Raw genomic sequence first — 21641 nt, forward strand, 5'->3', positions numbered from 1 at the left:
TGGGCGTGCGGCAGGGAAGACCGCATGAAAAAAGCCCCGGCGTGGGCCGGGGCCGTGTCGATTGCGGCGTCCTTCCGCTGTGTGCCTCAGCCCGCGGCCTGCTGCTCCGCGATCCACGCGTCCACGCGCTGCTCCAGCATGTCCAGCGGCATCGCGCCGCCACCGAGCACGGTGTCGTGGAAGCCGCGGATGTCGAAGCGGTCGCCAAGCTCCGCTTCCGCCTTCGCGCGCAGTGCCTGGATGCGGATCATGCCGACCTTGTAGGCGGTCGCCTGGCCCGGCATCACCAGGTAGCGCTGGATCTCGGAGCGGATGGCAGTGAGCGGCGCCGAGCTGTTCTCGCGGAAGTAGTCCACGGCCTGTTGCTCGGTCCAGCCCTTGGCGTGCAGGCCGGTGTCCACCACCAGGCGGATGGCGCGCCAGATCTCGGAGCCGAGGCGGCCGAACTCGGAGTACGGGTCCTGGTAGGTGCCGGGGATCTCCTTGGCCAGCCATTCCGAGTACAGGCCCCAGCCTTCGGTGTAGGCGGTGGAGAACAGCTGGCGGCGGAAGGTGGGCACGCCTTCGAGCTCCTGGGCGATGGAGATCTGCATGTGATGGCCGGGCAGGCCTTCGTGGTACGCGATCACTTCCAGCTCGGTCTTGGGCATGGCCGCCATGTCCGACAGGTGCGCGTAGTAGATGCCGTCGCGCGAGCCGTCCGGGGTGCCGGGGAAGTAGTGCTGGGCGGCGCCGGGCTGCTCGCGGAACGCCTCCACGCGCTTCACCTCCAGGCCGGCCTTGGGCAGCAGGCCGAAGTACTTGGGCAGCTGCTTCTCGATGTTGTCGATCAGGCGCGTGGCCTCGTCGATGTAGGCCTGTCGGCCGCCATCGGTCTCCGGATAGCGGAACTGCTGGTCGGTATCGAGGAAGCTGAAGAACTGCTGCAGGTCGCCCTGGTAGCCGACGCGCTGCTTGACCGCTTCCATCTCGCCGCGCAGCCGCGCCACTTCGGCAAGGCCGAGCTGGTGGACCTCGTCGGCGCTCATGGACGTGGTGGTGCTTTCGCGCAGCAGGTAGGCGTAGTACGCGGCGCCGTCGGGGTGCGTGGTGCCCACGCCGGCGGGATTGACCAGCGCCGCGGGCAGCGCGGCTTCGGCCCAGGCGATCACGCGGGCGTAGGCCGGCTGCACCTGTTCGAGCAACGCGCTGCGTGCTTCGGCCTTCAGCGCTTCGGCGCGTGCGGCGCTCACTGCGCCGGCCTTGGCGAGCGCATCGGCCTTGGCCTGCGCGTCGGCCCACAGCGCGCTGTCGGCGCCGCGGTCGAACGGTGCGCCGGCCACCACCTTGCGCGACTGCTCGAGCACGCCCTCGTAGGCGAACTTCGGCGCGACGATGCCCTTGGCGGCGGAGGCGCGGCCCTGGGCGAGCAACTGGTCGAACAGGGTGGGCACGGCGCGCAGGCGGGCGATGTAGGCGAGGTAGTCCTGCTCGCTGTCGACCTTGTGGAAGTTGATCAGGAAGGTCGGCAGGCTGCTGTGCATGCCGTTCATCTGGTCGAAGGCGTAGCCGTTGGCGAGGAACGGCATGCCGTCGCGCATGCTTTCGTACTGGCGCTTCCAGAGATCCCAGGACAGGCGGGTCTCGATGTCGAGCAGGTCGCGGTCGAAGCCCGCCTCCATCGCCGCCACCGACGTTTCCAGCCACGCCAGGCGCGTGCGCACGGCGGCTTCGGAGACGTCGTCGAGCCGGTCGTTGTGCTCCTTGCGGCCGAGGAAGGTCAGCTGCATCGGGCTGGACTGCAGCAGTTCCTCGTACTGCGCGTCGAACCAGGCGTTGAGGCGCGCGGATTCGGCCGTGACCTGCTGCGAGGTGATGGTGGCCGGGGCGGCGGGCGCGGTGCCCTGCCGCGGTGCGCAGGCAGCGAGCGCGAGGCCGAGGGCCAGGGCGGTGCAGGTGACAGGCGATCGCACGGGGCACGCTCCGCATTCAGGGAGCGGCCATTGTGCGTGCGATCGCCGTGCGCCGCGCGTGTGATCGGTCACGGGCGGCGCGGGTGGGCTCAGCCGGCGAGTGCGTCCAGCGCGCGGTTGAAGGTCGCGCTGGGGCGCATGGCGGCGGTCGCCTTGGCCTGGTCGGGGCGGTAGTAGCCGCCGATGTCCACCGGCTGGCCCTGCACCGCGGCCAGCTCGGCGACGATCGCCGCCTCATCGCGCGCCAGCGCCTCGGCCAGCGGCGCGAAGATCGCCTTGAGCCTGGGGTCATCGCCTTGCGCGGCCAGCGCCTGCGCCCAGTACAGGGTCAGGTAGAAGTGGCTGCCGCGGTTGTCGATGCCGCCGAGCTTGCGCGAGGGCGACTTGTCGTTGGCGAGGAATTCACCGGTCGCCTTGTCCAGCGCGCGCGCCAGCACGTCCGCGGCCGGGTTGTCGCTGTGCTGCGCCAGGTGCTCGAGCGAGGCCGCCAGCGCCAGGAACTCGCCCAGCGAATCCCAGCGCAGGTAGTCCTCGGCCACGAACTGCTGCACGTGCTTGGGCGCGGAGCCGCCGGCGCCGGTCTCGAACAGGCCGCCGCCGGCCATCAGCGGCACCACCGACAGCATCTTGGCGCTGGTGCCCAGCTCCATGATCGGGAACAGGTCGGTGAGGTAGTCGCGCAGCACGTTGCCGGTGACCGAAATCGTGTCCTGGCCGGCGCGGATGCGCTCGAGCGACAGCTTCATGGCCTCCACCGGCGCCAGGATGCGGATATCGAGGCCTGCCACGTCGTGCTCGCCGAGGTACTGCTCCACCTTGGCCTTCAGCTGCACGTCGTGCGCGCGCGCGGAATCCAGCCAGAACACCGCCGGCGTCGACGACAGGCGCGCGCGGCTCACCGCGAGCTTCACCCAGTCGCGCACCGCGGCGTCACGGGTCTGGCACATGCGCCAGATGTCGCCGGCCTCGACCGCGTGCTCGAACACCACGCCACCGTCCTGGTCGAGCACGCGCACGGTGCCGTCGGCGGCGATGCGGAAGGTCTTGTCGTGCGAGCCGTACTCCTCGGCCTTCTGCGCCATCAGCCCGACATTGGGCACGCTGCCCATGGTGGCCGGGTCGAACGCGCCGTGCGCCTTGCAGTCGTCGAGCACCGCCTGGTAGATGCCGGCGTAGCAGCGGTCGGGGATCAGCGCCTTGGTGTCCTGCAGCTTGCCGGCCGCGTTCCACATGCGGCCGGAGTCGCGGATCATCGCCGGCATCGAGGCGTCGACGATCACGTCGCTCGGCACGTGCAGGTTGGTGATGCCCTTGTCGGAATCGACCATCGCCAGGCCCGGGCGCTGCGCGGCTTCGGCCTCGAGGTCGGCGCGGATCGCGGCCTGCGTGTCGGCCGGCAGCGTGGCGATGGCGGAATACAGGTCGCCGAGGCCGTTGTCGGCGTTGAAGCCGGCCTGTTCCAGCGCATCGGCGTGCTTGCCAAGGGTGTCGCGGAAGAAGCGCTTGACCACCTGCCCGAACATGATCGGGTCGGAGATCTTCATCATCGTGGCCTTGAGGTGCAGCGAGAACAGCACGTCCTCGGCCTTGGCGTCCTCGATCGCGGCATCCACGAAGCGCGACAGCGCGGCCATCGACATCGACGACGCGTCCACCACTTCACCGGCCAGCACCGCCACCTTGTCGCGCAGCACGGTGGTGTTGCCGTCGGCCTGGACAAGCTCGATGCGCAGCGTGCCGGCCTTGGCCACGGTGGCCGACTGCTCGCTGCCGTAGAAGTCGCCGCCGTCCATGTGCGCGATGTGCGATTTGGACTCCGCCGACCACGCGCCCATGCGGTGCGGGTGCTTGCGTGCGTAGCCCTTCACCGATGCCGGCGCGCGGCGGTCGGAGTTGCCCTCGCGCAGCACCGGGTTGACCGCCGAGCCCTTGACGCGGTCGTAGCGGGCGCGGATGTCGCGCTCTTCGTCGTTGGCCGGGTGTTCGGGGTATTCGGGCACGGCAAAGCCCTGCTGCTGCAGTTCGCGGATGGCGGCGCGCAGCTGCGGCTCGGAGGCGCTGATGTTGGGCAGCTTGATGATGTTGGCATCGGGCGTGGTGGCCAGCGCGCCGAGCTCGGCGAGGTCGTCGGCGATCGCCTGGCCTGCGCCCAGGTGCTCCGGAAACTGCGCCAGGATGCGGCCGGACAGCGAGATGTCGCGCGTGGCCACGTCGATGCCGGCGGTGGCGGCGAACGCCTGCACGATCGGCAGCAGCGAGCGGGTGGCGAGCGCAGGCGCTTCGTCGGTCAGGGTGTAGATGATCTGCGGGGTCTTGGACATGTCGTCTCGCATCCGGGGAATGGGGGCGCGCGGTGGAACAGCGCGGCAAGGGGGCCATTGTCGCGCCTGCGGGCCCTGCGGCAAAACGCGCCCGCGGGATGGACATATGCCGGCGGCGCGCTTCACGCCTGCAAGACCAGCCCGCGCCTATAAGTTCCGGCATCGGCCGCGCCCCACGCGCGGCTCCTGGAGGTCAGGCATGAGCACGCTGAAGAAGGACCATGTCCTCGGCGCCGGCACCAGCGCGGTGGCGGGCGGGACGGTGGGCGCGGTGGTGGGCGGCCTGGTGGGAGGCCCCGCGGGCGCCGCCCTCGGCGCGATCGCCGGCACCGCCGTGGCCGCGGTGGCCGGGCAGAACGCCGCCGAGGCGCTGGATCCGCGCGGCGACATCGGGCATTTCGAACAGATCTACCGGACCATGCCGTACTACATCAGCGGCATGGCGTGGTCGGACTACGCGCCGGCATACCGCCTGGCGCTCGACAGCCACGGCAGCGAGCGCGACCTGATCGGCCTGGAAGCGGGGTGGACGCACGATCCGCAGGGCTCGCGGCTGTTGTGGAGCGAGGTGCTGCCGGTGATCGAGCACACCTGGCGGGAGCTGGAAAACAGCAGCTTGCGTTAGGATGCCGGTCCCGCCGTCGCAGCGAGCGCCCACGTGGCCGAGTCCAGCAAGCCCACCCGAGAACAGGCCGAAGACGCCGTGCGCACGCTGTTGCGCTGGTCCGGCGACAACCCGGGGCGCGAGGGCCTGCTGGACACCCCGCGCCGCGTGGTGGACGCCTATGGCGACTGGTTCAGCGGCTACGCCGACGATCCGCGCGAGTACCTGGAGCGCACCTTCGAGGAGGTCGCCGGCTACGACGAGATGATCGTGCTGCGCGACATCGAGTTCGAGAGCCACTGCGAGCACCACATGGCGCCGATCATCGGCCGCGCGCACGTGGGCTACCTGCCCGACGGCAAGGTGGTCGGCATCAGCAAGCTGGCGCGGGTGGTGGACACCTTCGCGCGCCGGTTCCAGGTGCAGGAAAAGATGACCGCGCAGATCGCCGCGGTGATCCAGGACGTGCTGCAGCCGCGCGGCGTGGGCGTGGTGGTGGAAGCCACGCACGAGTGCATGACCACGCGCGGCATCCACAAGCGCGGCGTGAGCATGGTCACCTCGACCATGCTCGGCGGCTTCCGCGACGATGCGCGCACCCGCGCGGAATTCCTGCGTTTCGTGGGCGACACGCGCCGCTGAGGCGCACTGTCCGCGCGGGCGCGCTGCACGCGGCCCCTTGATGGGCTGCTCACGACGGCGCGGATAGCGTTGCCGCATGCCCCTAGCGCGCGATGCCGCCCTGACACCCGACGCCGGCGCCGCGAAGGCGGCCGGGCTGCTGTATGTCAGCGACACCCAGCCGGGCATCGCGCGCCGCCGCGCCGGCCGCGGCTTCAGCTACCGCGACGCGGCTGGCCGCACCGTGCGCGATGCCGACACGCTCGCGCGCATCCGCGCGCTGGCAGTTCCGCCGGCCTATGCCGACGTCTGGATCTGCGCGTCGCCGCGCGGCCACCTGCAGGCCACCGGCCGCGACGCGCGCGGCCGCAAGCAGTACCGCTACCACCTGCGCTGGAGCGAGGTGCGCGGCGACGGCAAGTTCGAGCGCGTGATCGCCTTCGGCGAGGCATTGCCGCGGTTGCGGCACCGGCTGCGCACCGACCTGCGCCTGCCCGGGTATCCGCGCGACAAGGTGCTGGCGATCGTGGTGGCGCTGATGGCCGACACCCTGGTGCGCGTGGGCAACGATGCCTACGCGCGCAGCAACCGTTCGTATGGCCTGACCACGCTGCGCAACCGCCATGTCGCCTTCCTCGCCGGTGGCCGTGCGCGGCTGCGCTTCCGCGGCAAGGGCGGCCAGGACCACGACATCGAACTCGACGACAGCCGCCTGGCGAAGCTGGTGCGCGGCGTGCAGCAGCTGCCGGGGCAGCAGTTGTTCCAGTACCGCGATGACGACGGCGCGCCGCAGCCGGTGACCTCCGACCTGGTCAACGGGTACCTGCGCGCCGCGATGGGCGACGACTTCACCGCCAAGGATTTCCGCACCTGGGGCGGCACCCTGCACGCCACGCGGCTGTTCGCCGCGACGCCGCTGCCGGAAGGGCGCGGCGGCAAGCCGGCGGCGGAGCGTGCGCTGGCCGGCACCGAAGCCGCGGTGCTGGCCGAAGTGGCCGGGCTGCTCGGCAACACCGTCGCCGTGTGCCGCAAGGCCTACGTGGATCCGACGGTGCTTGCTGCATGGCGCGACGGCCGGCTGGCGAAGGCCGCGCGCGATGCGCGTGGCGCACGCCAGTGGGAGCAGGCCACGCTGCGCCTGTTGAGGTCGGCGCGCGGACGCCGGGCAAAAAAATCCCGCCCTTGACGGGGCGGGAACGCGACTTCGATCCCTTGGAGAGAGAGGGGCGCCTCGGCGCCTCAGGAAGTCGGGGGAGGGGGCGGCACGTCGCGCATCGGGTCTTCCGGTGATGGCGGTGCGGGCTGGGTGCGGTCGTCCTGCGGCAGCGTGGGATCCACCACCGGCGGGAGGGTGGGATCGACGGGCGGCGGCAGCATCGGGTCGGTTGGCGCCGGATCGATCATCGGCGCGGATTCCGGTGCCGGCTCGGTGACCGGCGCCTGCGGTTGTGCCGGCTCGGCGACCGGGTTGTAGTCGGTGGCTGGATCGTTGCAGGCGGACAGCGAAAGTGACAGCGCAAGCGTTGCCGCGGCGGTCAGGACTGGACGATGCATGGGCGGCTTCCGTGGCGGGACTGGCGACAGTATTCCGGACCGTTCGTCTGCACTGCGTCGTTTTATTGCTAAGACGGTGTGGAGACGGCCGGTAACAGTGCCCAGAACGCAACACCCGCGGCGGCATGTTGCCGGGCCGCCTCGTCGAGGATGTCGAGCAGCGTGGCGAAGTCGTCGGGCGCGTTTTCGCGCAGGTCGCCGCTGTGGTCGAGCAGCAGCAGCAGGCCATGGCGGGCATCGAGCCATGACAGGTCGCCCAGGCAGTCGGCCAGTGCGTCCCAGTTGCCGCCGAACCACTCGGGGAACAGCAGGCCATCGGCCATCGCCTCCAGCAGCGAGGGTTTGTCCTCGGCGTTCTCGAGGTCGATCGTGACCACGGCGAACTCGAGGGTGGTGGCGGCCTCGACCAGCGCCGCGCGGTCGCGCGCGTCCACGAAGTAGCTGCCGGCCTGGCCCACATCGGCCAGCAGTGCGCCCAGTTCAACGTCGGTCATGGCCTGTCCCCGGTGCGCTGGAACGCGCGGAAGCTGCCGTAGTGGTCGGCGGTGTAGTACCACTCGCGTGGCGGATCGCCACCGGTGACGATGCGGCGCGCACCGCGGTCGCGTGCACCCGGGGTGGCCACGGTGTATTCGCGGTAATGGCCGCGCGGCTGCTGCGGCAGCAGGCGCTCGCGGTTCTGGAACACGCCGCCGTCCTGGCGGTGCGGGAAAGGCCCGCCGCGGTCGATCAGCGCCAGCGTGTCGAAGGCTTCCGCGGGCAGGAAGGCATGCGTGGGTGCGCGCGCGGGTGCGTCGCCGCCAAGCGTCGCGCTGCCGGCGCCATCGCGGCCCACCACCTGCCACAGCCCCACCAGGCACAGCGCCGCGACCAGCCATGCCCAGCTCGCCTGCCGTGGCCGCGCTTTGCGGTTGACGGCCATGGAGTGACTCCTCGCCCGGGAACCCGATGATGACCCAAACGCGACGAGGTCGTGAATGTGGCGTGCGCGGCGTACAGGAGGCGATGCCTACAATCCGACGAGGCCTGACCGGAGCACCCGATGCGCATCATTCCCATACTGGTACCGCTGCTGCTGGCCTTGCAGCCGGCGTGCGCGCAGGTTGTTCCGCCGGCGGACCCGGCGCCGGCAGCCACACCCGAATCTGCACCTGCACCCGCACACGCTTCCCCGAGCGCCGCCGATCCCGGTCATTTCCGCAGCTGCATGACGGGCGTGCGCGCGACGGCCGCGGGCAAGGGGGTCGTGGCCGCGGACTTCGACCGCCTCACGGCGGGCCTGGCGCCTGACATGAGCGTGCTGCCGCTGCTCGACCAGCAGCCCGAGTTCACCACCCCGATCTGGGACTACCTGGCGGCGCTGGTCGACACGCAGCGCGTGGCCGATGGCCAGGCGATGCTGGCCGAACACGCCGCCACGCTGGCGCGCGCTCAGGCGACCTACGGCGTGGACCCGGCCACCGTGGTCGCGGTGTGGGGCGTGGAAAGCGATTACGGCAAGAGTTTCGGCAAGCGCCCGCTGCTGGTGTCGCTGGGCACGCTGTCGTGCTTCGGGCGCAGGCAGGCGTTCTTCCAGGGCGAGTTCATCGCCACGCTGCAGCTGCTGGCCGCGGGTGACCTGCGCGACACCGGCATCACCGGCTCGTGGGCGGGCGCGTTCGGGCATACGCAGTTCATGCCCAGCACCTACCAGCGCATCGCGGTGGATTTCGACGGCGACGGTCGCCGTGACCTGGTCGGCAGCATCCCCGATGCGCTGGGCTCCACCGCCAACTACCTCAAGCGCGCCGGCTGGCGCAGTGGCCAGCCCTGGGGCTACGAGGTCGCGCTGCCGCAAGGCTTCAATGCCGCGCTCGCGGGTCGGACAAACCGCAAGCCGCTGTCGGAATGGCAGGCGCTCGGCGTCAGGCGCGTGGATGGCCGCGCCATCGACGGCGTGCCTGTCGACGCCCGCGCCGCGGTGCTGCTGCCGGCCGGTACCGGCGGGCCGGCGTTCGTGGTGTTCAAGAATTTCGACGCGATCCATTCGTACAACGCGGCGGAGAGCTACGCGCTGGCGATCGCGCATCTCGCCGACCGCCTGCGTGGCGGCGGTGTGTTCGCCACGGCGTGGCCCACCGACGATCCCGGCATCGGCCGCGCCGAGCGCCGCGAACTGCAGCAGCAACTGCTCGCGCGCGGGCATGCGATCGGCGAGGCCGACGGCATGGTCGGCACGCTGACGCGGCGCGCGATCGCTGCCGAGCAGGCGCGGCTTGGCTTCACGCCGGTCGACGGACGCCCGGGTCTGCGCATCCTGGTGGCGCTGCGCGCCGAGAAGACGCCGGCGGTGCCGTGAGCCGGTGAGGCCGGCGCAAGGCCGCGGCAAGTGCCATGGCCGCCGCGCGTGGCCGCGTGCTCACGATTGCTTCCAGCGGAACACGTCCTCGACGCCCACGCCGAACGCGCGCGCGATGCGGAACGCGAGTTCCAGCGAGGGTGCGTAGCGGCCTGCCTCCAGCGCGATGATCGTCTGCCGCGTGACCTGGCAGGCATCGGCGAGCTGCTGCTGCGTCATCTCAGCGTGCGCCAGGCGCAGGCGGCGGATGTCGTTTTCAAGCAGAGTGCCGGCCATGCGTCAGCGCCGGGCCCGCGACGCGGAGGTGATCACCACCGGTCGCGCCAGTACATCACCGCGATCGCCGCGCACTCGACCAGCCAGCCGAGCATCAGCACCAGCACCAGCAGGTTGCCGATCACGAAGTGGGTGGCCCACGCCAGCCTGTCGGCCGGCGAGATGCCCAGCAGCACGGCGACCACGATCACGCCGCCGATGAGCACATGGCGCCCCCAGGCCGCGCCGCGGGTCTCGATGGCGCGGTCGCGCTCGTCTTCCTGCACGCGGTCCTTCCAGCGCGACGCCATCAACCGCGTCAGCACGCTCCACGCCACCAGCAGCAGCACCAGGTTGGTGGCCACGCGCCGCGACTGCGCCAGGTCGCCGACGCGGAACACCTCGGCGTGCGACACGAAGTAGAGCGTGGCCGCGAGCATGAAGGCGAATCCGATCCACGCCTTCCACTCACCCGGCGACACGGCGTGGTCGAACTCGCTTCGCGGCAGCGCGGACACCGCGTACAGCGCCAGCCAGGTGCAGCCGACCAGCAGGGCCATGCCGACACCGCCGATGTCGTGGCCGAACACCCGCCCGCTGCCGAGCAGCAGCCAGAAGCCCGCACCCGCCACCGCCAGCAGCCCGATCCATCCCAGACGCCCGATGATCACAACGCCCTCTCCCTTGGCTCGATGTAAAACATTCTTTACATCCGCAGGGCGTCATGTCAAATCCTTTTTACATCGGGGCCGGGCGGGCCACAATGCAGACCTTCTGCAGAAACGGATGACGCCCATGGCGCGTGTACCTGGTCTCCTGGCGGTCGCATTTGCGCTTGCCGCGTGCGCCGGCCCCGCGCTGCGCGACGCGCCCGCCAACGCCAGCGCGGACGCGCGCGCTGCAGGCGCGCCTGTCGCCGCGATCAGCAGCGACAATCTCGCCGCGCACCTGCGCGCGCTGGCCTCCGACGAGTTCGAGGGCCGCGCGCCGAATACCCCGGGCGAGGACAAGACTGTCGCCTGGATCAGCGCCGGGTTCGAGAAGGCCGGACTTGTACCGGCCGGCGACAACGGCGGCTGGACGCAGGCGGTGACGCTGGAGCGCAGCGAAATCGACGGCCCGGTCAGCGTCGCGCTGCATGTCGGCGGCCGCACGCGCGCGCTGGCCAACGGCGACGACATCGCGGTGGAGACCCTGCACCCCGCCGGCAGCGTGGCCATGCGCGATGTGCCGCTGGTGTTCGCCGGCTACGGCATCACCGCGCCCGAACTCGCCTGGGACGACTACGCCGGCATGGACGTGCGCGGCAAGATCGTGGTGGTGCTGGTCAACGACCCGGATTTCGAGACCGCGCCGGGCAAGTTCGGCGGCCCTGCCATGACCTGGTACGGCCGCTGGGCCTACAAGTACATCGAGGCCGCCAAGCGCGGCGCCGCGGGCGTGCTGATCGTGCACGAGACCGCGCCGGCCGCGTATCCGTGGACCACGGTGCGCAACGGCCGCGCCGCGCCGCAGTTCGACATCGTGCGCGGCGACGCGGCCACGTATCACCTGCCGGTGCGCGGCTGGATCCAGCGCGAGGTCGCGGCGCGCCTGTTCAAGGATGCCGGCCTCGACTTCGACGCCGCCAAGCGCAGCGCGCAGCAGCCCGGCTTTCGCGCGCAGCCGCTCGGCGACGCGACGCTGTCGGTGGCGTTCAAGGTCAAGCGAGAGCGCATCACCAGCCGCAACGTGCTCGGCCTGCTGCCCGGCGCCACGCGGCCGGACGAGACCGTCATCGTCTCCGGGCACTGGGACAGCTTCGGCATCGGCGAGGCAGACGCCAGCGGCGACGCGATCATCAACGGCGCCGTCGACAACGCCACCGCGATCGCCTCGATGATCGAGATCGCGCGCGTCATGGAGGCGGGTCCGCCACCCGCGCGCAGCGTGCTGTTCATCGCGTTGACGGCGGAAGAGAGCGGACTGCTCGGCGCCACCTGGTACGCGGCCAACCCGGCGCGGCCGCTGGCGACCACGGCCGCGGCGATCAACATGGAGATGTGGAGCCCGGACGGGCCGACGCGCGACATCTCGAGCTGGGGGCTGGGCAAGGTGTCGCTGGAGCGCGCGCTGGAAGCGGCCGCGCGGGCCGAAGGGCGCACGTATTCGCCGGATCCGAACCTGGAAGCGGGCTTCTTCTACCGCGCCGACCATTTCGCGTTCGCGCAGGCCGGCGTGCCGGCGATCACCGTGGGCCCGGGCATGGACCAGTTCGACGGCGGCGTGGACGGCGGCAGGGCGGCGCGCGCCGACTACTTCGCCACGCGCTACCACCAGCCCGGCGACGACTTCGACGCCAGCTGGGACATGCGCGGCCCGACCGCGGATACCGAAGTCGTGCTGCGGCTGGTGCGCGCGGTGGCGGATACCAGCGCGTGGCCCGCGTGGGACGACGGCAGCGAGTTCCGCGAGGCGCGTGGGACGAGCGCAGCGCAACGTGCGGAAACAACGCCGCGCAGGTGAGCCTCAGTCGGCGGCGGCCGCGCGCGCGAGGCCGGTGACCACGCCGAGCGACGCGTCACCACGCACGATCTCCACGCCCGGGAACACCTCGGCCACGAGCGCCGGCACGTATGGCGAGCGCGACATGCCGCCGGTGAGGTAGATCACCTCGGGCGCCTCGATCGCGCCGGCACCGGCCTCGCGCATCAGCGCGCGCAGCTGCGCCAGGAATGGCCGTTCGGCTGCGGCCGCGAGGTGCGCCCGGTCGATGTCGCAGGCCAGGCCCGCCTCGATGTAGTCCAGGTCCACCGGCACGCTGCCGGTGGCGCTCAGTCCGATCTTCGCCTGCTCCACCGCGCGGTTCAGGCGCACGGTGTTGCCGGCCTGCTGCAGCGCCATCAGGCGCGCGCCGTAGGGCGCCTCCACGTCGTCGAAGCGCGCCTTGTGGAAGTTGGCCTGCCGCTGCAGGTCCTGCACGTGGGACGCCTCGTAGTAGCGATGCACGGCCGTGCGGGTGACGTTCTTGCCGAACAGCGGCATGACCCCGCGCATGCTCAGCTCAAGGTCCACGTCGGTGCCGCCGACCGGCTCGCCCCACGCGCCGTGGATGACCGGCGCCGGCGTGTCGCCGCCCACCAGGGCGAGCGCCATGTCGGTGGTGCCGCCGCCGATGTCGAGGATCATGGTGCGGCAGGCGCGTTCGCTGCGGCGGTGGAAGTCGTAGGCGGCCGCGGCCGGTTCTTCGAGGAATTCGACCGCCTCGAAACCGGCCGCATGCGCGGCATCGGTGAGGATCTCCAGCGCCTGCACGCCGCCGGCCTCCTCCATGGAACTGCGGAAGCGCACCGGGCGGCCCATTACCGCGGAGCGCACCTCGGTGCCCAGCTGCGCCGAGGCCGTGGTGCGGATGTGGCGCAGCACGTGCGTGGCGATGCCCAGCAGCACGTCGCGCGCATGCGCTTCCAGCTTGTAGCCGAGCATCGATTTCGGCGAGACCACCAGATGGCCTTCGCCGGCCGCCAGGAACGCATCCACCGCTTCGTCGCCGTACAGCGCGTCATCCAGCTCTGCCGTGGCGTCCATGGCCTCGCGCACCTGGCCGGCCACCCAGTCGCGGCGCACGGCGGCGATCGCCGCGCGGCGGAGCTCATCGTCGCCGCGCCGGCGCATGGTCGGGACCTGGGCCAGGGCGGCGTCGCGCTGGTGCAGCGGAAGCGCCATGGCCGACTGCCGCAGGCGCTCGAGGCGCGCGAGTTCGCGGGCCTGGTCGGCGCGTGCGCTGGTCATCCATCGCGTCACGTCGTCCTGCAGCGCGGCGGTCAGCTCGAAATGGTGGATGTCCGGCAGCCGCTGCGGGAAGAACGCCGTGGTGCGGAACTGCGCCTGGTCGCCGAAACGGATCAGCTGCACCTCGCCGTCCACCACCGCACCCGCGGCCGAGTAACTCGTGCCGAAATCGATCCCGATCCGCATGTCCAACGCCTGCCCATCCAACTACGCCCGCCATTGTGCCGGCGCGGCGCCGCGATGCCGAGGTTTGTATGCTGGCCGCGCCGAAGATGGACAACGCCATGCACCGCGACGCCGCCAAACCCCACGCACCCTCCTGCGACCGCAACCGCGAGCCGATCCTGGCCGTGCTGCGCGAGCACTTCGCCGACCGCAGCCGGGTGCTGGAGATCGCCAGCGGCACCGGCCAGCACGCGGTGCATTTCGCCGCCGCCATGCCGTGGCTCACCTGGCAAGCTTCGGACATGGCCGACAACCTGCCCGGCATCCGTGCGTGGCTGGACGAGGCGGGCCTGCCGAACACGCCGCCGCCAATCGTGCTCGACGCGCTGCAGTCGCCGTGGCCCGCGATCGACGCCGATGCGGTGTTCACCGCCAACTCCCTGCACATCATGGGCGTGGACGCGGTGGAGGCGCTGTTCCGCGGCGTCGGGCGGGTCCTCGCGGGCGCGCCCGGCGGCACGTTCGTGGCCTACGGCCCGTTCAACTACGCCGGCGCGTACACCAGCGACAGCAACCGCGACTTCGATGCGTGGCTGAAGGCGCGCGACCCGCGCTCGGGCATCCGCGATTTCGAGGCGGTCGACGCACTGGCCGTCGATGCGGGGCTGCGCCTTGCCGCGGACGTGGCGATGCCGGCCAACAACCGCTGCCTGGCCTGGCGCCGCGACACCTGATCCAGGACAACATCCCGCTACCCGAGCTGGGTGACACTCGGGCCATCCCCCAACGGAGTACCACCATGGATCTCGAACTGCAGGGCAAGGCCGCGATCGTCACCGGTGCGGCATCCGGCATCGGCCGCGCGATCGCGCTGGCGCTGTCGCGCGAGGGCGCGCACGTGGTGCTGGCCGACATCGACGCTGCCGGCTGCGAACAGACGCTGGCGCTGATGCGCAAGGCGCGCGCGCAGGCGCAGGGTGTGGTGGTACGCGCCGACGCGGCGTTGCTGGCCGACCACGAGGCCACGGTGAACGCGGCGCTGGAGGCGTTCGGTGGCCTCGACATCGCGGTCAACAACGCCGGCATCGGCGGCGAGGCGCACGACACCGCCGAGATGAGCCCGGAGGGTTGGCGCAAGGTGATCGACATCAACCTCAACGGCGTCTTCTATGCCATGCACGCGCAGCTGCCGGCGCTGCTGGCACGCGGCGGCGGGGCGATCGTCAACCTGGCCTCGATCCTGGGCGCCACCGGCTGGCGCACGGCGTCGGCCTACGTGGCATCCAAGCACGGCGTGGTCGGGCTGACGAAGACGGCGGCACTGGAGTACGCCACGCGCGGCATCCGCATCAACGCGGTGGGGCCCGGCTTCGTCGAGACGCCGATCATCGGCGAGGACCCGAAGGTGCTGGCGCACCTGGCCAGCCTGCATCCGGTGCAGCGCCTGGGCCAGCCGGCGGAAGTCGGCGACCTGGTCGCCTACCTCGCCAGCGCGCGTGCGAGCCTGGTGACCGGGGCCTACTACCCGGTCGACGGCGGCTACCTGGCGCAGTAGCCGCCTGGCGCTGCTTCGCGGACTCAGGCCGCCTGCACGATCCGCAGCGGATTGGCCCACTCGCGCAGCAGCTCCGCCTCGCGCGCCCTGGCGGTCTCCAGGTGCGCGTGCTTGACATGGCCGTAGCCGCGGATGTGCTCGGGGATCGAGGCGATTTCGGCGGCCAGCGCGATGTTGCCGCTGTCCAGGCCATCGAGCAGGCCGCCGACGGTGCGCTCGTAGTCGTCGATCAGCGCGCGCTCCATGCGACGCTCCTCGGTGTAGCCGAACACGTCGAGTGCGGTGCCGCGCAGGCCGCGCAGCTTCGCCAGCACGCCGAACGCGGTCAGCATCCACGGGCCGAAGGCCTGCTTCTGCAGTTCACCGTTGGCGTTGCGTTTGGCCAGCAGCGGCGGCGCAAGGTGGAACTGCAGCGTGTAGTCGCCCTCGAACTGCTGCTCCAGGCGGCGCTTGAACTCGCCGCTGGTGTACAGGCGCGCCACTTCGTACTCGTCCTTGTAGGCCATGAGCTTGAAGAAGTAGCGGGCGACGGCCTCGCCGAGGTCGCTGGCGCCGGGCGCGCGCGCCTGCTCGGCGGCGCGGACCTTCGCCACGAAATCGGTGTAGCGACGGGCGTACTTCGCGTTCTGGTAGTCGCTGAGGAACGCGGCCCGGCGTGCGACCAGTTCGTCGAGCGAGCGCGAGAGGCGGGGGTCGTCGAGCGGCAGGTAGGCGACCTGGTCGGCGCCGGACGGCAGGTGGCGCAGGTCGTCTTCCTGGCGCGCCGGCTTGGGCGCGCTGGTGGCGCCCCATTCGTTGCCTTCCCAGTCGCCGGGCGGCAGCGCGTCGAGCGCGTGCGGGGTCGCTTCGACGGTGGTGCGGGCGTTGCGCACCACGCCGGCGGCGTCGTACACGACGTCCGGGTTCACCGCGGCCAGGCGGCCCCAGGCGAACGCGGTGCGGTTCATTTCCACGGCGGCGCCGTTCAAATCCACCGCGCGCATCAGCGACTCGAATGCCAGCGGCACCAGGCCGCGCTGCCAGGCGTAGCCGAGCATGAACAGGTTGCTGGCGATGGCGTCGCCCATCAGCGCGTTGGCCAGCTGGGTGGCGTCGACCATGTGCAGCGCGGCGTCCGCGGCGGTGGCGCCTTCGGCCGCGTCGCCGCCGAGCGCCTGGCGCACGGCGCTGGCGATGTCGGCGGCGGGGAACTGCATGTCAGGGCGCGTGGTGAAGCTGCCGGGCATCGCCTCGTGGCTGTTGAGCACCACCTGCGAACGGCCGGCGCGGATTTTCGACAGCGCCCAGTAGTCGTTCACCACCACCATGTCGCAACCCAGCACCAGGTCGGCCTCGCCGGCGGCGATGCGCGAGGCGTGGATGTTGTCCGGTGCCCGCGCGATGCGGATGTGGGTGGTCACCGCGCCGCCCTTCTGCGCGAGCCCGGTCTGGTCGAGCACGGTGGAGCCGCGTCCTTCCAGGTGTCCGGCCATGCCGATCAGCGCACCGATGGTCACCACGCCGGTGCCGCCGACCCCGGTGATCAGGATGTTCCAGGGCTGCGCGAGGTCGCTGGCGAACACCGGCTCCGGCAGGTGGGCCAGGTGCTCGGCGGCGTTGACCTTGCGGCCCTTGCGCGGCTTGCCGCCGAGCACGGTGACGAAGCTCGGGCAGAAGCCCTCGACGCAGCTGTAGTCCTTGTTGCAGTTGGACTGGTCGATCTCGCGCTTGCGGCCGAACTCGGTTTCCTTCGGCAGCACCGAGACGCAGAACGATTTCTTGCCGCAGTCGCCGCAGCCCTCGCACACCAGGGTGTTCACGAACACGCGCTTCGGCGGGTCGACCAGCTTGCCGCGCTTGCGACGGCGGCGCTTCTCGGTGGCGCAGGTCTGGTCGAAGATCAGGACGCTCGTGCCCTTCACTTCGCGCAGGCGCTTCTGCACCGCATCCAGCTCGCGACGGTCATGGAAAGTGACGCCGGCCGGGAAGATTGACGGGTCGCTCCACTTCTCGATCTCGTCGGACAGCAGCGCGATCACCTCCACGCCTTCGCTTCGCACCTGGTGCGCGATCTGCGGCACCGACAGCGTGCCGTCCACCGGCTGGCCGCCGGTCATCGCCACGGCGTCGTTGTAGAGGATCTTGTAGGTGATGTTGACGCCGGTCGCGACCGACTGGCGGATGGCCAGCGTGCCGGAGTGGAAGTAGGTGCCGTCGCCGAGGTTCTGGAACACGTGCGGCGTTTCGGTGAACGGCGCCTGCCCGGACCAGGTCACGCCTTCACCGCCCATGTGGGTGAAGGTGTCGGTGCTGCGGTCCATCCACGTGACCATGTAATGGCAGCCGATGCCGGCCATCGCGCGCGAGCCTTCCGGCACCTGGGTGCTGGTGTTGTGCGGGCAGCCGGAGCAGTAGTGCGGCACGCGCGGGAACTGCGCGCGCGGCAGCGCCAGCGCGCCTTCCTTGTCTTCCATCCAGCGCAGCACGTCGCGCATGTGCGCGCTGTCATGAAAACGCTGGATGCGGCGCGCGATCACCGCGGCGATCGTCGCCGGGGTGAGCTCGCCGGTGCTGGGCAGGATCCACTCGCCTGCCTCGTCGTACTTGCCGACGATGCTGGGCCTGCGGCCGCCGTCGAGGCCGAAGTCGAAGTTGTAGAACAGCTCCTTCATCTGGCTCTCGATGAAGGCGTGCTTCTCCTCCACCACCAGGATGTCTTCCAGGCCACGCGCGAACGCGCGGATGCCCACCGGCTCCAGTGGCCAGGTCATGCCGACCTTGTAGACGCGGATCCCGAGTTCGGCGCAGGCGTGGGCATCGAGGCCCAGGTATTCCAGCGCCTGCAGCACGTCGAGGTAGCTCTTGCCGGTGGTCACGATGCCCAGCCGCGCGGCCGGCGAATCGATCACCACGCGGTCGATGCCGTTGGCGCGCGCGAACGCCTGCGCCGCCTTCACCGCGTAGCGGTGCAAGCGCATCTCCTGGTCCATCGGCGGATCCGGCCAGCGGATGTTGAGCCCGCCCGGCGGCAGCTCGAAGTCGTCCGGGATGATGATCTGCCGCGCGAACGGATCCACGTCCACCGACGCCGAGGACTCCACCGTCTCGGCGATGGTCTTGAAGCCGATCCAGCGCCCGGTGTAGCGGCTCATCGCCCAGCCCACCAGGCCCAGGTCGAGGATGTCCTGCACGCCGGCCGGGTTGAGGATCGGCATCAGCGCGCTGCTGAACTCGCCCTCCGAGCCGTGCGGCAGGGTGGAGGAGCGGCAGGCATGGTCGTCGGCGGCCAGCGCCAGCACGCCGCCAAGGCGCGAGGTGCCCGCCGCATTGGCGTGCTTGAACACATCGCCGGAGCGGTCCACGCCGGGGCCCTTGCCGTACCACATGCCGAACACGCCCTCGACCTTGGCGCCCGGGAACAGGTTGGTCTGCTGCGTGCCCCACACCATGGTGGCGCCGAGATCCTCGTTGAGGCCCGGCTGGAAGCGCACCTGCGCGGCCTCCAGGTGCTTGCGCGCGCGCCACAGCTCCAAGTCGAAGCCGCCCAGCGGGCTGCCGCGGTAGCCGGAAATGAACCCGGCCGTGTCCAGCCCGGCGGACTGGTCGCGCAGGCGCTGCATCATCGGCAGGCGCACCAGGGCCTGCACCCCGGAAAGATAAATGCGGCCGCGGGTGCGGGTGTACTTGTCCTCCAGGCCGTAGTCGTGGTCGGTCACGCCGTGGGTCAGGCCCAGGTTGGCGGACGCGGGCGAGGAAAGTTCGGCGGTGCTGGTCATGGCGGGCCCTGGGGCTGGCGGCGGCGCGGCCGCTGGCGGGGAGCGCGGCGGGCGCGCGGGTCGGAGCGGCGCGGATTCTAGCAGCGGGGACATTTCCGTGATGCCGCCTTAACAGAAGCGGGTGGACAGTGAACCGGTACCTTTGACAGGTACCGCGGACCCCGGGAGCACGCATGGCGAGCGGCCAGGCAATGGACTACCGGCAGGACAGCGGCGCGTGGGCGCGCAGGCACAACCACGCCCTGGTGTCGCTGGCGCGCCGTGTCTGGACCGAGCGTTGCACCCTCGATACCGCCCTGGCGCAGATCTGCGAGACCGCCGCGCGCACCCTGGAGGTGGCTCGGGTCAATGTCTGGCGCCTGCATGCGACCCATGGCGTGCTGCGCTGCGTGCACGCCTACGACCGCGCCAGCGGCGAGCACAACCCGCCCGGCTTCGACGAGGCCTTCGACGCCGGCTCCGAGTACGACCGCCAGCTCGACAGGGTGCGCTTGATCCATGCCACCGATGTGCAGCGCGACGTGACGCTGTCCGCCGCCGACGCCGTGCTCGGCGATTACCTCGCGCGTCACCAGGTCAGCTCGCTGCTGGATGCACCCATCCGCAGCGAGGGCGAACTGCTTGGCGTGGTGTGCCACGAACATGTCGGGGAACCGCGCAGCTGGAGCGCGGAGGACGAGGCGTTCGCGGCCAGCATCGGCGACTTCGTGGCGATGGCCTACGAGATCCAGCGCCGGCGCGACGCCGAGCGCCGCCTGCGCTACCTGGAGCTGCACGACCCACAGACCAACCTGCCCAACCGCGACCACCTGCTCGAGGTCGCGCACAGCGCACTGCGCCCCGCGCACGGCGAGGAAGCCAGCGTGGCCGCGATCCACCTGCAGCTGGAGCATGACGGCACCGGCCGGCAGGACGCGGTGGTGGCCGCGGCGGCGGCGCTGCGCGGCGGCCTTGGCAACGAGGCCACGCTGGCACGCGTGCGCGACGACGGTTTCGCGCTGGTGCCGCGCCGGCCGTTGCGCGAAGCCGAGGCGCTCGACCTGGCCGGTCGCTGCGTGTCGCTGGTCGAAGAAGCCGTCGGTGACGGCACCACCCGGGCCGCGGCCGGCATCGCGTTCTCGCGCGACCTGTCGTCGCCCTCGGCGGACATGCTGCTGCGCAACGCCGAGCTCGCCAGCCAGCGGGCACGCGCGCTCGGCATGCTCAACCGCTGTGAAGTGTTCGACGCCGGTCGCCATGGCGAACTGGTGGTGCGCATGCGCCTGGAACGCGCACTGCGCGAGGCCTACGAACAGGGGCAGCTGGACCTGCACTACCAGCCGGTGGTCGACCTGCGCGATGGCCGCATCGTCGGCGCCGAGGCGCTGCTGCGCTGGCGCGACGACCGGGGTGGCTGGCGCCCCTGCAGCGAATTCATCGATGTCGCCGAGCGCTCCGGCCTGATCGTCCCGCTGGGTCGCTGGGTGCTGCTGGAGGCCTGCATGGCCGCGATGGCCTGGCCGCGCGCGGACCTGCAGCTGGCGGTGAACGTGTCGGCGCGCCAGTTCGAGCAGCCGGGACTGGTGGCCGATGTGGCGCAGGCACTGCAGGTGTCCGGGCTGGCGGCGGAGCGGCTGACCCTGGAGCTGACCGAAACCGTTCTGCTGCACGATGCCGACGTCGCCTGCGAGACCCTCGCCCGGCTGCGGGCGCTGGGGGTGCGCATCGCGCTGGATGATTTCGGCACCGGCTACTCCTCGCTGGCGAGGCTCAAGCGCCTGCCGATCGACTGCCTGAAGATCGACCGCAGCTTCGTGGCCGGCCTGCCGGGCGACGGACGCGACCAGGCGATCGTGTGCGCGATCGCCGGCATCGGCCGCGAGATCGGCCTGGACGTGGTGGCCGAGGGCGTGGAAACCGCGGAACAGGTGACGGCGCTGCTGGGCTGCGGCCTGACGCGCGGCCAGGGCTACCATTTCGGGGCCGCGGTGCCGGACCTGGCCCTGCGCGCCCGCCTCGCCGGCTGAGGCGCGCTGGTCCGCACCCCGGGCAGCCGCTACCATGCGCTCGGGACACGGGGACCCGGTCAGAGGTTGTTGGTCATGAAACGCACCATCGGGCACCGTTCGGTCGCCCTCCTGCTCGCGCTGCTGCCCTTCGCCATTTCCGCGCAGGCGCTGCCCAAGCCGAAGGAATTCTATTTCGAGGAAGACCCGCAGGCGACGCGCCCGCTGGTGCTGGTACCCGGTGACGACGACGCCACGGTGCAGAAGCTGCTCGACGCGCGCAGCCGCAGCCGTCGCGACGTCGACGTCGATCTCGCCACCGCGCAGCTCGCCCACCTGTCGTATGCCGCCGGCCGCGTCGAGACCGGTGCCGCGCTTTACGCCGAGGCGCTGGCGTCGCCGGTCGGCATCCGCATCCGGCCGGCCGTGCACTGGAACCACGGCTGGGACCTGTACCGCACCGGCAATGCCGCCGCGGCGCTGGAGCAGTGGCGCCTGGCTGGCATGGAGCGCATGAAGGGACCGTCCTGGCTGCCACCGACCGTCGCGATGGCGCTGTGGTCGCTGGACCGCCGCGAGGAGGCGGTGCGCTGGTACGCCGCCGCGGTGCGTACCGAGCCCGCGCTGTGGCAGGCGCCCGACCTGGCGCGGCTGCTTCCGGACTGGCGTGACGAAGAGCGCGCGCTGCTGGCCGAGGTCGCCGCGGCCTGGCGCGCGGCGCCGCCCGCCTGGCCCTGAGCCGCGCCCCGGTGCAGCGCTGCGGCT

Annotated in this window: 17 protein-coding genes and 1 pseudogene; 9 read left to right on the forward strand and 9 right to left on the reverse strand. The window is 71.2% G+C overall.

Features of this window, described 5'->3' with window-relative positions; all coding sequences use genetic code 11:
- Positions 1–86: 86 nt before the first annotated feature.
- Both IDM46_RS00595 and IDM46_RS00600 read right to left on the reverse strand, forming a co-directional pair.
- On the reverse strand, positions 87–1952 hold the full coding sequence (locus IDM46_RS00595; RefSeq protein ID WP_185114513.1) for a DUF885 domain-containing protein: 1866 nt from the start codon (positions 1950–1952) through the stop codon (positions 87–89).
- Between the two features lie 89 nt (positions 1953–2041).
- Positions 2042–4273 carry an NADP-dependent isocitrate dehydrogenase gene (locus IDM46_RS00600; RefSeq protein ID WP_185114514.1) on the reverse strand — a complete coding sequence of 744 codons (2232 nt, stop codon included), beginning with the start codon at positions 4271–4273 and terminating at the stop codon, positions 2042–2044.
- 199 nt (positions 4274–4472) lie between these two features.
- Between IDM46_RS00600 and IDM46_RS00605 the strand changes: the two genes are divergently transcribed.
- From IDM46_RS00605 to IDM46_RS00615, 3 genes are all read left to right on the forward strand, one after another.
- On the forward strand, positions 4473–4898 hold the full coding sequence (locus IDM46_RS00605; protein WP_185114515.1) for a hypothetical protein: 426 nt from the start codon (positions 4473–4475) through the stop codon (positions 4896–4898).
- A 33-nt stretch (positions 4899–4931) separates the two neighbouring features.
- On the forward strand, positions 4932–5519 hold the full coding sequence (gene folE, locus IDM46_RS00610) for a GTP cyclohydrolase I FolE (protein ID WP_185114516.1): 588 nt from the start codon (positions 4932–4934) through the stop codon (positions 5517–5519).
- Between the two features lie 76 nt (positions 5520–5595).
- Positions 5596–6684: a DNA topoisomerase IB gene (locus IDM46_RS00615; RefSeq protein ID WP_185114517.1), complete on the forward strand. Its 1089-nt coding sequence runs from the start codon at positions 5596–5598 to the stop codon at positions 6682–6684.
- 53 nt (positions 6685–6737) lie between these two features.
- Here the strand turns inward: IDM46_RS00615 and IDM46_RS00620 are convergent, their stop codons facing one another.
- The 3 genes and pseudogenes from IDM46_RS00620 to IDM46_RS13655 form a co-directional block, all read right to left on the reverse strand.
- Positions 6738–7052, reverse strand: coding sequence for a hypothetical protein (locus IDM46_RS00620; RefSeq protein WP_185114518.1), 315 nt, complete (start codon positions 7050–7052; stop codon positions 6738–6740).
- Between the two features lie 68 nt (positions 7053–7120).
- Complete coding sequence (locus IDM46_RS00625; RefSeq protein ID WP_182823520.1) at positions 7121–7546, reverse strand: barstar family protein; 426 nt, start codon at positions 7544–7546, stop codon at positions 7121–7123.
- Positions 7543–7821 (reverse strand): annotated as a pseudogene (locus tag IDM46_RS13655) (ribonuclease domain-containing protein); the annotation flags it as partial. The pseudogene IDM46_RS13655 and the gene IDM46_RS00625, both read right to left, overlap by 4 nt.
- Before the next feature lie 300 nt (positions 7822–8121).
- On the opposite strand from IDM46_RS13655, the gene IDM46_RS00635 reads away from it, so the two are divergent.
- Positions 8122–9390 (forward strand): lytic murein transglycosylase, encoded by a 1269-nt coding sequence (locus IDM46_RS00635; protein WP_223878089.1) that lies wholly within the window; start codon positions 8122–8124, stop codon positions 9388–9390.
- Positions 9391–9450: 60 nt separating this feature from the next.
- On the opposite strand, the gene IDM46_RS00640 is transcribed toward IDM46_RS00635, so the two are convergent.
- Together IDM46_RS00640 and IDM46_RS00645 are read right to left on the reverse strand one after the other, a co-directional pair.
- Entirely contained in the window at positions 9451–9666 is a 216-nt protein-coding gene (locus IDM46_RS00640; RefSeq protein ID WP_185114521.1) for a helix-turn-helix transcriptional regulator, read from the reverse strand.
- Positions 9667–9698: 32 nt separating this feature from the next.
- Positions 9699–10316, reverse strand: coding sequence for a hypothetical protein (locus IDM46_RS00645; protein ID WP_185114522.1), 618 nt, complete (start codon positions 10314–10316; stop codon positions 9699–9701).
- A gap of 124 nt (positions 10317–10440) precedes the next feature.
- Here IDM46_RS00645 and IDM46_RS00650 point away from each other — a divergent pair, with 124 nt between their 5' ends.
- The gene (locus IDM46_RS00650) at positions 10441–12150 is read left to right on the forward strand and encodes a M28 family metallopeptidase (RefSeq protein WP_185114523.1); all 1710 of its coding nucleotides are present in this window, start codon (positions 10441–10443) and stop codon (positions 12148–12150) included.
- 3 nt (positions 12151–12153) lie between these two features.
- On the opposite strand, the gene IDM46_RS00655 is transcribed toward IDM46_RS00650, so the two are convergent.
- Positions 12154–13602 carry an Hsp70 family protein gene (locus IDM46_RS00655; protein ID WP_185114524.1) on the reverse strand — a complete coding sequence of 483 codons (1449 nt, stop codon included), beginning with the start codon at positions 13600–13602 and terminating at the stop codon, positions 12154–12156.
- Positions 13603–13670: 68 nt separating this feature from the next.
- Here IDM46_RS00655 and IDM46_RS00660 point away from each other — a divergent pair, with 68 nt between their 5' ends.
- Both IDM46_RS00660 and IDM46_RS00665 read left to right on the forward strand, forming a co-directional pair.
- The gene (locus IDM46_RS00660) at positions 13671–14315 is read left to right on the forward strand and encodes a DUF938 domain-containing protein (protein WP_223877986.1); all 645 of its coding nucleotides are present in this window, start codon (positions 13671–13673) and stop codon (positions 14313–14315) included.
- 65 nt (positions 14316–14380) lie between these two features.
- A complete protein-coding gene (locus tag IDM46_RS00665; RefSeq protein ID WP_185114525.1) occupies positions 14381–15136 on the forward strand; it encodes an SDR family oxidoreductase in 756 nt (251 codons plus the stop codon).
- Between the two features lie 23 nt (positions 15137–15159).
- Here IDM46_RS00665 and IDM46_RS00670 read toward each other — a convergent pair whose 3' ends face one another.
- A complete protein-coding gene (locus IDM46_RS00670) occupies positions 15160–18891 on the reverse strand; it encodes an indolepyruvate ferredoxin oxidoreductase family protein (protein ID WP_185114526.1) in 3732 nt (1243 codons plus the stop codon).
- A 173-nt stretch (positions 18892–19064) separates the two neighbouring features.
- Here IDM46_RS00670 and IDM46_RS00675 point away from each other — a divergent pair, with 173 nt between their 5' ends.
- Entirely contained in the window at positions 19065–20897 is a 1833-nt protein-coding gene (locus tag IDM46_RS00675; protein WP_182823501.1) for a GGDEF and EAL domain-containing protein, read from the forward strand.
- 75 nt (positions 20898–20972) lie between these two features.
- A complete protein-coding gene (locus IDM46_RS00680) occupies positions 20973–21614 on the forward strand; it encodes a tetratricopeptide repeat protein (RefSeq protein ID WP_182823499.1) in 642 nt (213 codons plus the stop codon).
- The last annotated feature ends 27 nt before the right edge of the window (positions 21615–21641 follow it).

The organism is Luteimonas sp. MC1825 (assembly GCF_014764385.1).
Taxonomy (GTDB): Bacteria; Pseudomonadota; Gammaproteobacteria; order Xanthomonadales; family Xanthomonadaceae; genus Luteimonas.